The sequence below is a fragment of the Fusobacterium sp. DD2 genome, assembly GCF_018205345.1.
Lineage (GTDB): Bacteria > Fusobacteriota > Fusobacteriia > Fusobacteriales > Fusobacteriaceae > Fusobacterium_A.
In genome coordinates this window covers 1-16,263 of the sequence record NZ_JADRHM010000056.1, presented here as the reverse complement: position 1 = coordinate 16,263, position 16,263 = coordinate 1, and the positions used below count along the sequence as shown (strand labels likewise).

Genomic DNA, 16,263 nt, shown 5'->3' with positions numbered 1-16,263 from the left:
TGAAATATAAAGAAAAAATAAAGAGTAAAAATATCTGATATTTTTATTTTACTAGGAAAAAGCCCTTGATTTTATTAGCTTTTAGTTTATAAAAAAAATCATCATGTAAAGAAAAAACACTTGACATAATTTGTATTATTATATATAATATGACGGTGATATAATGAAATTAAATGAAGTTTTAGAAGTTTCAATACTTTTAGATTATTATAGAAATTTATTAAGTGACAAACAGAGAGAATATTTAACAAATCATTATGAAGAAGATTTGTCCCTAACTGAGATAGCAAATAATAATAATATCAGCAGACAGGCTGTATATGACAACATCAGAAGAGGGGTAAATCAGTTAAAAGAATATGAGGAAAAGCTAGGATTTCGTGCAAAGGATAAAAAGTTATATACAGAACTCATGGAATTGAAAAAAGATTTTACAATGGAAAGACTAGATAATATAATAAATAAAAGATTTAGTTGAGGTGCGTATGTTAGATAATTTAAGTTCGAGATTCCAGGAGATCTTTAAAAAAGTTAGAGGTCATGGAAAACTAAGTGAAAGTAATATAAAAGATGCTTTAAGAGAAGTAAAAATGTCTTTACTTGAAGCAGACGTTAACTATAAAGTTGTAAAAAACTTTATAAACAGTGTTAGAGAAAAAGCTGTTGGAACAGATGTTCTAAAAGGAATAAATCCAGGACAACAGTTTATAAAAATAGTAAATGATGAGCTAGTTGAGCTATTAGGTGGAACTAACTCAAGACTTACAAAAGGTGTTAAAAATCCTACTGTTATAATGCTTGCAGGATTGCAAGGGGCAGGGAAAACAACTTTTGCAGCAAAACTTGGTAACTACTTAAAGAAACAGGGAGAAAAAGTTTTAATGGTAGCTGGGGACGTCTATAGACCTGCTGCAATAAAACAACTTCAAGTTTTAGGAGAGCAAACTGGAATAGAAGTTTACGCAGAAGAAGAGAATAAAAATGTTGTTGAGATATGTGAACATGGTTTAAATAAAGCAAAAGATATTGGTTCTACATATATGATAATAGATACAGCTGGTAGATTGCATATAGATGAGCAACTTATGCAGGAACTTGATGATGTTAGAAAAAAAGTAAGACCTCAAGAGATTCTATTAGTTGTAGATGCTATGATTGGACAGGATGCTGTAAACCTTGCTGAATCATTTAACAAGGTTTTAAGTATAGATGGTATTGTGCTTACAAAATTTGATGGAGATACAAGAGGTGGAGCTGCACTTTCTATAAAATCAGTAGTTGGTAAACCAATTAAATTTATAGGAGTTGGAGAAAAAATTGATGATTTAGAACTATTCCATCCAGAAAGAGTTGTATCAAGAATTCTTGGAATGGGAGACGTTGTTTCTCTAGTTGAAAAGGCACAAAATGCAATTGATGAAGATGATGCAAAATCATTAGAAGAAAAGATTAGAACACAAAAATTTGATTTAAATGACTTTTTAAAGCAGTTACAGAATATTAAAAAACTTGGATCATTAGGAAGTATTTTAAAACTTATACCAGGCATGGGACAGATTGGTGATTTAGCTCCAGCTGAAAAAGAAATGAAAAAAGTTGAAGCAATAATTCAATCAATGACTCATGAAGAGAGAAAGAAACCAGAAATTCTTAAAGCCAGCAGAAAACAGAGAATTGCTAGTGGAAGTGGAACTCAGGTTTCAGATGTCAACAGGCTTTTAAAGCAATTTGATCAGATGAAAAGTATGATGAAGATGTTCAGTGGTGGAAAAATGCCATCATTCCCTTCATTCCCTGGTGGGTTTAAAGGCGGAAAGGGAAGATTTCCTTTCTAAAATTAAATATAAAAAAATAAAAAAATAAATATATCAAAAGGAGACGTGAATTTATGTTAAAATTAAGATTAACAAGATTAGGAGACACAAAAAGACCTTCTTATAGAGTAGTTGCTATGGAAGCTTTATCAAAAAGAGATGGAAAAGCTGTTGCTTATTTAGGAAACTACTTCCCATTAGAAGATAACAGAGTAGTATTAAAAGAAGAAGAAATCATCAACTTCTTAAAAAATGGAGCTCAACCAACTAGAACAGTAAAATCTATATTAGTAAAAGCTGGAGTATGGGCAAAATTTGAAGAAGCAAAAAGAAAATAGTTAATTGTAATTTAGGGGGCTTTATACATACAGTGTAAGGCCTCTTTTTTTTAATCTTTAGTTAGACAACCTAATAAAGATTTGATATAATATTATGAAGTCCATATTTTATGTGGATTAGAAAATGAAAAAAAGGTGAATTATGGAAAAGATATTTGAACAGGTAGCTAAAGAATTGAATTTAAAATTATCACAAGTAGTCAATACTATGGAACTTTTAGATGGTGGAGCAACTGTTCCTTTTATATCAAGATACAGGAAAGAGGTTACTCAAAACCTGGATGAAGTTGAAATTGGGAATATACTTGAAAAGGTAACTTATCTAAGAAATTTAGACAAGAGAAAAGAAGAGGTATTAAGACTAATTGAAGAGCAGGGAAAACTTACTGAAGAGATTAAAGCTGGAATTGAGAAGGCAACTATTCTTCAAGAGGTTGAGGATATATATTTCCCATATAGAAAAAAGAGAAAGACAAAGGCAGACATTGCAAAAGAGAGAGGATTAGAACCTCTTGCTGACTTTATGATGGTGGCTGAAAATGTTGAAAAAATTAATGAGAAAGCTAAGGAGTTTATCACTGAGGAAGTACCAACTGTAGAAGAAGCAGTAGAAGGTGCAATGCTGATAATAGCACAAAATATCTCTGAAACTCCAGCATATAGAGAGCAAATAAGAGAAATCATGCTGACTAAAGGCATAATTAATACAAAGGAAAGCAAAAAAGCTGGAGAGCTTGATCCTAAAAAGGTATATGGGGATTATTATGACTATAGTGAGCAAATTTCCAAGATTCCATCTCATAGAATCTTAGCAGTAAATAGAGGAGAAAAAGAGGAAGTTTTATCTGTATCTATTACTTTTGAAGAGAATGTAAGAACAAGAATTGAAAACTTGATACTTAAGGATTTTCATAATAAGAACTTAAGAGAGTTTTATACTCCAATTGTAAAAGATGCCTTAGATAGACTTATTCTTCCATCAATTGAGAGAGAGGCTAGAAATATTTTAACTGATAAAGCTGAGCAGGAATCTATAGATGTATTTAAAGAAAATCTTAAAAATCTATTGATGCAGCCACCTTTAAAGGAAAAAAATATTTTAGCACTTGACCCTGGATATAGAACAGGATGTAAAGTTGCAATAATTGATAAAAATGGTTTTTATAAGAAAAATGATGTATTTTTCCTTGTAAGTAACATGCACTCTCCTAAACAGCTTGAAACTGCTGAGAAAAAGATGGTTGAGTATGTAAAAGATTATAATATAGATATTATAGTTATGGGAAATGGTACAGCATCAAGGGAAACAGAGAGCTTTGTAGCTGACGTTATAAGAAAAAACAAACTTAACTGTAAATACCTTATAGCAAGTGAAGCAGGGGCATCTGTATATTCAGCCTCTAAAATTGCAGCTGAAGAGTTTCCAGATCTTGACGTTACTGTAAGAGGAGCTATCTCTATAGGAAGAAGAGTACAGGATCCACTTGCAGAACTTGTAAAAATAGATCCTAAATCAATAGGTGTAGGAATGTATCAGCATGATGTTAACCAAGGACGTCTAGACGAATCACTAGATGCTGTTATAACATATGTTGTAAATAATGTTGGAGCTAATCTTAATACAGCTTCATGGGCACTTCTATCACACATTTCAGGTATTAGAAAGAATGTGGCAAAAAACATAGTTGATTATAGAAAAGAGAATGGAAACTTTAAAAATAGAAAAGAGCTTAAAAAAGTAAAAGGTATAGGGGAAAAAGCTTATGAACAGATGGCTGGATTCCTTGTAATTGTAGACGGGGAAAATGTATTAGATAATACAATTATTCACCCTGAATCATATCATATAGCTGAAGAACTTTTAAAAGAAGCTGGACTTACTGTAGAAGAGTATGGACAGGATCTAAATACAGCTAGAGAAAAATTAAAAGGATTTAATCATTCAAAATTTGCAAAAGAACATGACTATGGTGTTGAAACTGTTAAAGATATATATGAAGCTTTAATTAGAGACAGAAGAGACCCAAGAGACAGTTTTGAAAAACCACTTTTAAAATCAGATATACTTAACATAGAAAATCTACAACCTGGAATGGAAATAGAAGGAACAGTAAGAAATGTTGTAAGATTTGGAGCATTTGTTGATATTGGACTTAAAAATGATGCTTTACTTCATATTTCTGAGATTTCAAATAAATTTATAGATGATCCAAGTAAAGTGTTATCAGTAGGACAGATTATAAAAGTAAGAATTAAAGATATAGATAAAGAAAGGGAAAGAGTAGCATTAACTAAGAAGGAGAAGTAGTGCGATGAAAATAAGTAAAAATTCTCTTCTAGTCAGGATGGTATTTTACAATAATATAGCAATAATAGTTGCATCAATTACAGTTGCTCTATTCTTGACATTTATAGCTTTTCAAAATATAGAGATGAAAGTTATAGATTCAGCAAGGGATAAGATCTCTCTTGTAAATAGAGCCTATAATGGTGAAATATTAAGAGCTAAAGATGATCTTAATAGAATTATTAGAAATATTCCTGAAATAGAAGACAACTCATCTCACAATAAATATACTTACACACAAAGAGCTGACATAATAAAAAATCAATTGGTAAAAATAGATAAAAAACTTTATTCAGAATCAATTGTTTCAATTGTAGATGACGAAGGAAATGTATTGGGAGAGGCAAGTGATGCAAATCATAGTTCTAAAATAGATAAAAGTAATTTTAGAAGAAATCTTTCTAATGCTGACAGTAATATAAAGACAAGCTATTTTTCGAAGGTTGATGATGACATTTATACAAGAATAATAGTAAAATATGGTGTTAACTCTGGAAAAAGACATTATATTCTTTTAACTTTGCCTATGAATCTTCCAATTCTTAAGGAACTTGGAATTTTAGCAGGGTTAAATGAACAGGATAAGATATTCCTTTTAGTTGGTGATAAATATAAATATGGAACTTTTGCTCATATTGATGACGATAGTCTGAATTTGAGAAAAGAGGAAAATCCATTTACTAAAAGAGGATATAACTACCTTTATAAAAAGAGAAAAGTAAATAATGATACCTATTATATTGTCTTAAGTGATTTATATAATTATAATATCGATTATATAGGAAGTATGGGTATTGGAATATACTATGAAAATATAGAGATAATGAAGATAATTGTTTCACTCTCTGTAATTTTTATAGTTCTATTATTTGTAACAATAAGTACAACTATCTCAGCAAAACTTTTCAGTAGACTTTTAGAGCCACTATCAAGAATAGTGGCAGCAGCAGAAGAGGTAAGTAAGGGAAACTATAAGATAAATGTAAAACCTGAAGGTGTAGATGAAATGAGAACTCTCTCTAAGACATTTAACCAGATGGCAGCAGATATAAGAGAAAATCAGCAACAATCTGTAAATAAAAACAGAAAACTTATGGGAACTTTAAAAAGAATCGATGCTATTGAAAAAATACTGATGAGTATTCAAATAGAAGATGATATGAATGTTACCGTAAAAGAGATACTTCATGCTCTTACTTCAGAGATGGGACTTGGTTATAGTAGAGCTATGTATTTTAGATATAGTAGAGAGATAGATACTATGGTAGGGGAACTTTCTGTAGTAAATAATAAAGTTAAAAAGGAAGCTTTTAATAGTGATGATAATACCGGTGGATTTAAGTTCCAGATAGAAGAACTTGATAAACTGATTCATCTGATTAAAATACCTTTTAAAAGTGAAAATCTTATAGCAAAGGCACTTATTGAGAAAAGAATTATATCTTATAATGAAAAAGGGTATAAATATACTCTTGGAAATGATCTTTTTAAGAGTCTTGGAATAAAGAACTTTTTAATAATGCCAATATATAGTGAAGTAAGAAATTATGGATGTATAGTGGTTGACTATTATGGAAAAGATAACATAATAAGCCAGGAAGAGATAGAACTTTTAACTTTACTATTTTTAAATATATCTATCCGTATAAAAAACAAAACTCTTGAAGAAGAAAAAATAGATTATGAAAGAACTGCAACTATTGGTAAATTAGTAGACAGATTTTTCAATGGTAGAGAGCTTTCATTTGAAAAGATGCTTGAATTTATGGAGAGAATGTATGAGTATGATTATAATAATGCATTCTTAAAAATTCAGATTCAGGAGATAAAAAATGAGATAAGTAAATTGAGGCGTGAAAAAGAGATTCTTAATGAGTATGTAACTGTTAAGAAAAATAACCCTCTTGAGATAATAGATATAGAGAAACTTTTTTATGAACTTATAGATGAACTTGAACCTGCTCTTGCAGCAGCAGGAGTAAATATTTCCACATTTATCAACTACAATGGAATGGTACTTGGAAATAGATCAAGACTAAAAAGAGCTTTCTATGAGATTATAAAAAATGCTAAGGAATCATTTGAAGGAAAAGCAGATGACAATAAAAAAATAAATATTATAGTGACAAAAGAAAAAAATATAGATAAAATAAAAATAAATATAATTGACAATGGTAAAGGAATGACACAGGATCAGCTTACAAATATTTTTGAACCATTTGTTGGTTATAATCAAAATGCTCCAGGATTAGGGCTTTCAATAGTATCAAGAATTATAAAAGACCACCATGGAGTAATAAAATATTCGTCAAGATTAAATGAAGGAACAGACGTAAAAATAACTTTAAATATATACAAGGAGGAGATTATATAATGAGTGAAAAGGATTATGGAGCTACCCTTAATCTTCCGAAAACTAGTTTTCAGATGAGGGCAAATCTTCCTAACAAGGAACCAAAAATCATCAAAAAATGGCAAGAAGACAACATCTATGAAAAAGGATTAAACAAAGGAACTAAAAGTTTCATATTGCATGATGGACCACCATATGCAAATGGAAATATACATATAGGACATGCTTTAAATAAGATATTAAAAGATATTATTTTAAAATACAAAAGATTAAACGGATTTAACGCTCCATATGTACCTGGATGGGATACTCACGGGTTACCAATTGAGTTAAAAGTTACAGAAAAGCTTGGAGAAAAAGCTAAAGAGATGGATGCATTACAAATTAGAAAACTTTGTACTGAGTATGCTCTTAAATGGGTAGAAACTCAAAAAGAAGGATTTGTAAGATTAGGAGTACTAGGAGACTGGGATAATCCATATCTAACTTTAAGACCTGAATATGAAGCAAAACAACTTGAAGTATTTGGAGAACTTTATGAAAATGGATATATTTTCAAAGGGTTAAAACCAATTTACTGGTCACCAGTAACAGAAACTGCACTTGCAGAAGCTGAAATTGAATATAAAAATGTAACTTCACCTTCAATCTATGTAAAAATGAAGGGAAATAAAGATTTAATGGAAAAACTTGGAATGAATGAAGAAGTATGGGTTGTAATTTGGACAACAACTCCTTGGACACTTCCTGCAAACGTTGCAATTTCATTAAATCCAAACTTCGAATATGGAGTATATAAAACAGAAAAAGGAAATCTAATTCTATGTAAAGATCTTGCTGAACAAGCATTTAAAGAGATTGGAATAGAAAACTTTGAATTAATAAAAGAGTTTGTAGGATCAGATATTGAAAGAACTACTTATGAGCATCCATTCTTAGAAAGAACTGGAACAATTATTTTAGGAACTCACGTAACTGCTGATGCAGGTACAGGTTGTGTACATACAGCTCCTGGACATGGACAAGATGACTATGTAGTTGGAACTAGATATGGAATGCCAGTTATCTCTCCTATCAACAATAAAGGGGTATTAACTGAAGAAGCAGGACAATTTGCTGGTATGTTCTACTTAAAAGCTAACAAGGCTATAGTAGCTCATTTAACAGAAACTGAACACCTATTAAAACTTAAAGAAATTACTCACTCATATCCTCATGACTGGAGATCTAAAACTCCAGTAATCTTCAGAGCTACTGAACAATGGTTCGTAAAAGCAGAAGGATCAGATTTAAGAGATAGAGCATTAAAAGCATTAGACAACGTAGAATTTATTCCAGCTTGGGGTAGAAATAGAATAGGATCTATGCTAGAAACAAGACCTGACTGGTGTATCTCAAGACAGAGAGTATGGGGAGTACCAATTCCTGTGTTCTATAACGAAGAAACTGGAAAAGAAATCTTTAATAAAGAAATATTAGCAAGAGTAATTGAATTTGTTAAAAAAGAAGGATCAGCTGCATGGCTAACTCACACTCCTGAAGAATTAATAGGAGAAGAACTTCTTGAAAAATTAAACCTTAAAGGTGCAACTTTAAGAAAAGAAACAAATATTATGGACGTTTGGTTTGATTCTGGAGTTTCTCATAGAGCAGTACTTGAAACAAGAGGAAATCTATTACATAGACCAGCAGATCTATACTTAGAAGGATCAGATCAACACAGAGGATGGTTCCAAACATCACTTTTAACATCAATTGGTTCTACTCATGATGCTCCATATAAGAGAATTTTAACACATGGATTTGTAAACGATGGTGAAGGTAAGAAAATGTCTAAATCACTTGGAAACGTTGTAGTTCCTGCTGATGTAATAAAAGTATATGGTGCAGATATTCTTAGATTATGGTGTGCATCAGTAGACTACAGAGAAGACGTTAAGATTTCTGATAATATCTTAAAACAAATGGCTGAAGCTTATAGAAGAGTAAGAAATACAGCTAGATATATTTTAGGAAATAGTAATGACTTTGATCCAGCTTTAGATAAAGTTGATTATAAAGAACTTCATGAAATTGATAAATGGGCATTAAATAAACTTGAAGTATTAAAGAGAAAAGTTACAGAAAATTATGATAAATTTGAATTCTATAATCTTTTCCAAGATATTCACTATTTTGCAGGTGTTGACATGTCTGCATTCTATCTAGATATTATTAAAGATAGATTATATACAGAAGGAACAAACTCACTTGCTAGAAGATCTGCACAAACTGTTATGACTGAGATTTTAGTAACATTAACTAAGATGATTGCTCCAATTCTTTCATTTACAGCTGAAGAAATCTGGGGAACACTTCCAGAAGCATTAAAAGATGCAGAATCTGTATTATTAACTAACTGGTATGAAAATAATGACCAATACTTAAATCCAGAACTAGATAAAAAATGGACAGAAATCATAAAAGTTAGAAAAGAAGCTAACAAAGTTTTAGAAAAAGCTAGACAAGGTCAAGACAGAATTATTGGAAACTCATTAGATGCAAAAGTACTTTTACATTCTGATGATGAAAAATTACAAGAATTCTTAAAAGCAAATAGAGAAAGAATCGAAATGGCTCTAATAGTTTCTCAACTAGAGATAGTAGATACTATTGATGATACTTTTGTAAAAGGAGAAGAAGTTCCTGAACTATTTACAAAAGTAATGCATGCAGATGGAGAAAAATGCGAAAGATGCTGGAAATACTCTACTGAAATTGGAAAAGATGCAGATCATCCAACTCTTTGTCCAAGATGTGCAAGTGTACTAAAGAATAACTAGGAGATTTTGATGATATATATAGTTTTAATCTTGATATTAGTTGGTGCAGACCAGCTATCGAAATACCTTATAGACACAACAATGTTTGAAGGAGAGACATTACCTTTTATCACTAATTTTTTTCATATTACCTATGTTAAAAATAGAGGTATTGCCTTTGGATTGTTTCAAGGAAAACTAGATATAATAGGCATAGCTACAATTATAGCAATTGTAGCTATAGCTTATTACCTTTACAAGGAAAGAAATAAGCTCTCTTTAGTTGAAAAGATGGGATTTATTTATATTCTTGCAGGGGCAATAGGAAATATGATAGATAGAGTATTTAGAGGCTATGTAATCGATATGATAGATTTCAGAGGTATATGGTCTTATATATTCAATCTAGCAGATGTATGGATAAATATAGGAGTAATATTTATAATATTAGATCAACTATTCCGTAAAAATAGGAAAAAAAACGAGGAGGATAAGTAATGACTTTTCAAGAGATAATTTTTGCTCTTCAAAAATATTGGAGTTCTAAGGGATGCGTACTTGGAAATCCATATGATATAGAGAAAGGAGCTGGAACATTCAACCCAAATACATTTTTGATGTCATTGGGACCTGAACCTTGGAGCGTAGCATATGTTGAACCTTCAAGAAGACCAAAAGATGGTAGATATGGAGAAAACCCTAACAGAGTTTACCAACACCACCAATTTCAGGTTATAATGAAACCATCTCCATTAAATATTCAAGAACTATATCTAGAAAGTTTAAGAGTATTAGGAATTGAACCTGAAAAACACGATATTAGATTTGTTGAAGACGACTGGGAATCTCCAACTTTAGGAGCTTGGGGACTTGGTTGGGAAGTATGGCTTGATGGAATGGAAGTAACTCAGTTTACATATTTCCAACAAGTTGGAGGATTAGAATTAGATCCTATCCCTGTAGAAATTACTTATGGGCTTGAAAGAATAGCTCTATATATTCAAAACAAAGAAAACATTTATGATTTAGAATGGGCACCAGGTGTTAAATATGGAGATATGAGATTCCAATTTGAATATGAAAACTCAAAATACTCTTTTGAATTAGCAGATTTGGAAAAACATTTTAAATGGTTTGATGAATATGAAAAAGAAGCTACTAGAATATTAGATGAAGGTCTTGTATTACCAGCTTATGACTATGTTTTAAAATGTTCACATGTATTCAATGTATTAGACTCAAGAGGTGCTATATCTACTACTGAGAGAATGGCATATATTTTAAGAGTAAGAAACTTAGCAAGAAGATGTGCTGAAGTTTATGTACAAAATAGAAAGGATTTAGGTTACCCTCTATTAAAGAAAAAATAAAATTTAATTTGTAAGAGAGTATCATAAAGAGGAGGAAAAACATTGAGATTACTATTTGAAATAGGTATGGAAGAATTGCCTGCAAGATTTTTGAAACAGGCTTTAAATGATTTAAAATCAAATTTGGAAACAAAATTTAAAAATGAAAGAATAACATTTGACACTATAAAAACATATGGAACTCCTAGAAGACTTGTACTTGATGTGCACAATCTAGCTGAAATGCAGGAAGATCTTGATATAGTTAATATGGGACCTGCTAAAAATGTTGCTTATGTAAATGGAGAGTTATCAAGAGCTGGGCTTGGATTTGCAAAATCACAAAATGTAGATCCTACTCAATTAGAAATTGTTACAACTCCAAAAGGTGAATATATTGCTGCAAGAAAATTTATGAAAGGAAAACCTACTAAAGATCTTTTACCAGAAATTTTAAGAAACTTAGTATTAGAATTAAACTTTCCAAAATCTATGAAATGGTCTGACAAAAAATTAAGATTTGCAAGACCTGTTAAATGGTTTATGGCTATTTGTGATTCTGAAGTTGTTCCATTTGAAATAGAAGGAATAGTAAGTGGAAATAAATCAAGAGGACATAGATTCTTTGGTAAAGAATTTGAAGTAAGTTCACCTGAAGATTACTTTAAGAAAATAAGAGAAAACAATGTAATTATAGATATTGACGAAAGAAAAGATATGATTACAAGACTTATAAAAGAAACTTGTGTTGAAGAGGGAGAACAAGTATTAATAGAACCAGCATTACTTGATGAGGTTACTAATCTTATTGAATACCCTTGTCCAATAGTTGGAAGCTTTAATGCAGATTTCCTAGAAGTACCACAAGATGTATTGATTATATCAATGGAAGTTCACCAAAGATATTTCCCAATTTTAGATACTAATGGAAAATTATTACCTAAATTTGTTGTTGTAAGAAATGGTATTGAAGTATCTGATTATGTAAGAAAAGGAAATGAAAAAGTTCTATCTGCTAGACTTGCAGATGCTAGATTCTTCTATCAGGAAGACTTAAAACATCCATTAGCTGACAACGTTGAAAAATTAAAAACTGTTGTATTCCAAAAAGATCTTGGAACTATCTATCAAAAAATAGAAAGAAGTAGCAAAGTTGCTGAATACTTAGTAACTTCTTTAGGATGTGAAGATAGAAAAGAAGATGTACTAAGAACTGTATATCTTGCAAAAGCAGACCTTGTATCTAATATGATTGGAGAAAAGGAATTTACAAAACTTCAAGGATTTATGGGAGCAGATTATGCACTTAAATCTGGAGAAAATGAAAGAGTATCACTTGGAATAAAAGAACACTACTATCCAAGATTCCAAGGAGATATGCTACCTACACAAATGGAAGGTATCATAGCTGGAATTGCTGATAGAATCGATACATTAGTCGGATGTTTTGGTGTAGGAGTTATTCCTAGTGGATCAAAAGACCCATTTGCACTTAGAAGAGCAGCTTTAGGAATAGTAAATGTAATAATTAATTCAAAATTAAATATCTCTATTGCATCTTTAGTTGAAAAATCACTTGAAACTTTAGAAGAAGATGGAGTATTAAAAAGAGATAGAGCAGAAGTTAAAGCTGAAGTTCTTGAATTCTTTAAACAAAGAGCTATCAATGTATTTGGAGATATGAAATACAGAAAAGATATCATAGTTGCAGTACTTGATAAAGATTGTGATAATCTAATTGAAGCTCAGGAAAAGATAACTACTCTTGAAAAATTTGCAAAAGAACCTGCATTTGGAGAGTTATTACCAGTTCTAAAAAGAGTTGGAAACATTTCAAAAGATCACAAGGATGTTATTATAAATCCTGAACTATTTGTAGAGGATGTAGAAAAAGAACTTTATAACTTCTCAATAGATTTAAGTAATAAAGTTACTGAAGATATTGTTGCTAAAAACTATGACAAATATCTTGCTGATATTACAGAAGGAAAAGATATTATCAATAACTACTTTGATAAAGTAAAAGTTATGGATGATAATGAAGCTATAAAGAATAACAGATTGTCTCAATTAAGATTTTTAACAGAAATTTTTACTAAAATGGCTGATTTAAATCAAATAGATGAGAAATAATAGAATAAATAAAATAAATCCTCCTCACTCAACTGGGGGGGATTTATAATAAGGAGTAAAATAAATGGATTTAAAAAAAATAGAAAAATCTTTTGAGAGTATATTAGAAGCTATTGGTGAAGATAAAAATAGAGAGGGTTTAACAAGTACTCCAGAAAGAGTGGCACAGAGCTACAGTGAATTTTTTTCAGGCATAGAGATGGATCCTAAAGAGGTCCTTAGAAAGACTATTCCTACAGATAAAAAGGATATAGTTATGGAGAAGAACATTGATTTCTATTCAATGTGTGAACACCATTTCTTGCCTTTTTTTGGAACTGTGGACATTGCCTATATACCAAATGGAAAGATAATTGGATTTGGAAATATAATAAGTGCGTTAGAAATATTAGCAAAAAGACCGCAACTTCAGGAAAGATTAGGAAGTCAATTAGCAGATGCAATTTATGAGAGTTTGCAATGTGAAGGGGTAATGATTATAATGAAAGCTAAGCACCTTTGCATGACAATGAGAGGAAGCAAAAAAGAAAATAGTGAGATTATAACTATGGCATGTCGTGGAGTATATGAAAATGATGCTATAAGAAGAATGGAAGTAATAAACTTATTGAAGTAGTGGTGATATTATGGATAAAATTTATATTAATAATTTAGAATTTATAGGGTATCACGGTGTTTTTGAAGAGGAAAAAGTTTTAGGTCAAAAATTTTTAGTTTCTTTGGAAATGGAGCTTGATACAAGAGTTGCTGGAAAAACTGGTGATTTGACTAAATCAGTCCATTATGGACTAGTTGCAAAGGATGTTGAAAAAATATTTTTAACAAAAAGAGAAAATCTTTTAGAAAGTTGTGCAGAAAATATTGCAGAAATGGTTTTAAAGAACTATAATCTAGTAAAGAGTGTAAAAGTTACAGTAAAAAAACCATGGGCACCTTTGCAGATGCATTTTGAAAATGTTGCAGTGGAAATAACTAGAAAAAGACATAAGGTATATCTTTCACTAGGTACAAATATGGGTGATAAAAAGAAAAACCTTGAAACTGCAATAGAAAGAATTAATAACATTGAAAATACAAAGGTCACTAAGTCAAGTAAGATACTTGAAACAAAGCCTTTTGGATATACAGAGCAGGATGATTTCTTAAATGCCTGTCTGGAAGTTGAAACACTTTTAGAAGGACAGGAATTTTTAGATAAAATCCTGAAAATAGAATTGGAAATGGGTAGAGTCAGAGAGTTTAAATGGGGACCTCGTATTATTGATATTGATATATTATTTTTTGATAGAGAGATAATAGAGGAAGATAATCTAGCTGTACCACATCCTTGGATATGTGAGAGAGAGTTTGTTCTTGAACCACTATCTGAAATTGCTCCAAACCTGATTCATCCATTAGAAAGAAAAACAATCTCTATGCTCTATAGAGAACTGATACAAAATAAATAAGAAAGACTGAGGGAAGAGCTATGGAAATAAGAAAGATTGAAGGAGTAGAACTGAACAAAGGTCTTAAGCTTGCATGGGAAGAGTTTCTAGAGTGTGAGGCTTTTGACTACAATAGAAATGGAGTTGAAGAATTTAGAAGATTTTTAGACAATAAGAATCTATTTAAAATTTTTGAAACTTATGGAGCCTATGAAAAAAATGAATTAGTAGGAATAATTTCTATTCAAGATCAGCAACATATCTGTCTTTTTTTCGTAAAAAAAGATAATCAGAAAACTGGAGTTGGAAAAGCACTTTTTGAGTATGTAATGAAAAAATCAAAAGAGAAAGAGATAACTATAAACTCAGCTTTAAGTGCTGTAAAAGTATTAAAAAAACTTGGATTTTCAATAACAGATACAGAACAGCATGTAAATGATATTAAATTTATACCAATGGCATTTAATAAAGAGAAGAAACTTGTGCAGATTTTAAAATGTAGAGATAAAAAAATAGAGCTTGGAAAAAGAACTCTTATAATGGGGATACTCAATGTTACTCCTGATTCTTTTTCAGATGGAGGAGAACATAATGATGTTTCTGAGGCTGTAAAACATGCTAAAAAGATGTTAGAAGAGGGAGCTGACATAATTGATATAGGTGGAGAGTCAACTCGTCCTGGGCATGAACAGATAAGCGAAGGAGAGGAAATCTCAAGAGTAGTTCCAGTAATTAAAGAAGTTGCAAAATTAGGAGCTGTAATCTCAATAGATACATATAAATATAAAGTGGCAAAGGCTGCATTTGAGGCTGGAGCTCATATTTTAAATGATATATGGGGTCTTCAGTATGATGATGGTGAAATGGCTAAACTGGTAAAACAATATAATGTTCCTGTTATAGCTATGCACAATCAGAATACTAAAGAGTATAAAGAGGATATAATTCTTGCTATGAAAAAATTCTTCCAGAAAACATTTGATATAGCTTATAGGTATGGAATTGATAAAGAGAGTATTATACTTGATCCAGGAATAGGTTTTGGTAAAGGGATAGATGAGAATTTAGAAGTACTATCAAGACTTCATGAATTAAGAGGGTTAGGAAGAATTCTTGTGGGATGTTCAAGAAAAAGATTTATAGGTACCATTCTAAATGATATACCACCTCATGAGAGGGCAATTGGAACAGTTGCAACTACTGTGTGCAGTATTGAACGTGGAGCGGACATAGTAAGAGTACACGATGTTTTAGCAAATAAGCAAGCAGCTTTAGTTGCTGATAAAATTATAAGAAGTTAATAGACAAAGAGAAAAAAATAGTGTATAATTATGGTATAAATTAAAATGTGTAGGAGGTACAAAAATGGCAATATTACATATTACTAAGGAAAGTTTTGAAAAAGAAGTATTACAATCTAAAGAGCCAGTATTAGTTGATTTCTGGGCTTCATGGTGTGGACCTTGTAAAGCATTAGGACCTATCTTAGAAGAGGTAGAAGCTGAGCTTGCTGGAACTGTTAAAGTAGCAAAGATAAACATTGATGAAGAAGAAGCATTAGCAACTGAGTACAGAGTTATGAGCATTCCTACTCTATTATTATTTAAAGATGGGAAAGTAGTTAATAAATCAGTTGGATTAGCTCCAAAAGATGAAGTTTTAAAATTTGCAAGATCATAGAATAAAATAAAAAGGTGCGCG

13 protein-coding genes and 1 pseudogene are annotated in these 16,263 nt (G+C 30.8%); all 14 read left to right on the top strand.

Going from position 1 to position 16,263, the window contains the following annotated elements:
- Positions 1 to 163: 163 nt before the first annotated feature.
- The 14 genes and pseudogenes from ylxM to trxA all read left to right on the top strand — a co-directional run bounded on the left by ylxM (position 164) and on the right by trxA (position 16,242).
- Positions 164 to 478: a YlxM family DNA-binding protein gene (ylxM, locus tag IX290_RS08675; RefSeq protein ID WP_211492822.1), complete on the top strand. Its 315-nt coding sequence runs from the start codon at positions 164 to 166 to the stop codon at positions 476 to 478.
- Positions 479 to 485: 7 nt separating this feature from the next.
- Positions 486 to 1,835: a signal recognition particle protein gene (gene ffh / locus IX290_RS08670; RefSeq protein ID WP_211492821.1), complete on the top strand. Its 1,350-nt coding sequence runs from the start codon at positions 486 to 488 to the stop codon at positions 1,833 to 1,835.
- Positions 1,836 to 1,888: 53 nt separating this feature from the next.
- Positions 1,889 to 2,152 (top strand): 30S ribosomal protein S16, encoded by a 264-nt coding sequence (gene rpsP, locus IX290_RS08665; RefSeq protein WP_211492820.1) that lies wholly within the window; start codon positions 1,889 to 1,891, stop codon positions 2,150 to 2,152.
- A 142-nt stretch (positions 2,153 to 2,294) separates the two neighbouring features.
- Positions 2,295 to 4,460 (top strand): Tex family protein, encoded by a 2,166-nt coding sequence (locus tag IX290_RS08660; protein ID WP_211492819.1) that lies wholly within the window; start codon positions 2,295 to 2,297, stop codon positions 4,458 to 4,460.
- A gap of 4 nt (positions 4,461 to 4,464) precedes the next feature.
- Entirely contained in the window at positions 4,465 to 6,873 is a 2,409-nt protein-coding gene (locus IX290_RS08655; protein WP_211492818.1) for a sensor histidine kinase, read from the top strand.
- A complete protein-coding gene (gene ileS, locus IX290_RS08650; RefSeq protein ID WP_211492817.1) occupies positions 6,873 to 9,674 on the top strand; it encodes an isoleucine--tRNA ligase in 2,802 nt (933 codons plus the stop codon). Before IX290_RS08655 ends, ileS begins: the two co-directional genes overlap by 1 nt.
- 9 nt (positions 9,675 to 9,683) lie before the next feature.
- The gene (gene lspA, locus IX290_RS08645; RefSeq protein WP_211492816.1) at positions 9,684 to 10,151 is read left to right on the top strand and encodes a signal peptidase II; all 468 of its coding nucleotides are present in this window, start codon (positions 9,684 to 9,686) and stop codon (positions 10,149 to 10,151) included.
- Positions 10,151 to 11,023: a glycine--tRNA ligase subunit alpha gene (glyQ, locus tag IX290_RS08640; protein ID WP_211492815.1), complete on the top strand. Its 873-nt coding sequence runs from the start codon at positions 10,151 to 10,153 to the stop codon at positions 11,021 to 11,023. The genes lspA and glyQ overlap by 1 nt, the downstream gene beginning before the upstream one ends.
- Positions 11,024 to 11,065: 42 nt before the next feature.
- On the top strand, positions 11,066 to 13,135 hold the full coding sequence (gene glyS, locus IX290_RS08635) for a glycine--tRNA ligase subunit beta (RefSeq protein ID WP_211492814.1): 2,070 nt from the start codon (positions 11,066 to 11,068) through the stop codon (positions 13,133 to 13,135).
- Between the two features lie 64 nt (positions 13,136 to 13,199).
- Complete coding sequence (gene folE, locus IX290_RS08630; protein ID WP_211492813.1) at positions 13,200 to 13,751, top strand: GTP cyclohydrolase I FolE; 552 nt, start codon at positions 13,200 to 13,202, stop codon at positions 13,749 to 13,751.
- Positions 13,752 to 13,761: 10 nt separating this feature from the next.
- Positions 13,762 to 14,583 (top strand): 2-amino-4-hydroxy-6-hydroxymethyldihydropteridine diphosphokinase, encoded by an 822-nt coding sequence (gene folK, locus IX290_RS08625; RefSeq protein WP_211492812.1) that lies wholly within the window; start codon positions 13,762 to 13,764, stop codon positions 14,581 to 14,583.
- Between the two features lie 20 nt (positions 14,584 to 14,603).
- Positions 14,604 to 15,011 (top strand): annotated as a pseudogene (locus IX290_RS11670) (GNAT family N-acetyltransferase); the annotation flags it as partial.
- Between the two features lie 33 nt (positions 15,012 to 15,044).
- Positions 15,045 to 15,863 carry a dihydropteroate synthase gene (gene folP / locus IX290_RS08620; RefSeq protein ID WP_349290755.1) on the top strand — a complete coding sequence of 273 codons (819 nt, stop codon included), beginning with the start codon at positions 15,045 to 15,047 and terminating at the stop codon, positions 15,861 to 15,863.
- Between the two features lie 64 nt (positions 15,864 to 15,927).
- Positions 15,928 to 16,242, top strand: a complete 315-nt coding sequence (gene trxA / locus IX290_RS08615; protein WP_211492810.1) for a thioredoxin — start codon at positions 15,928 to 15,930, stop codon at positions 16,240 to 16,242.
- Positions 16,243 to 16,263 lie beyond the last annotated feature (21 nt).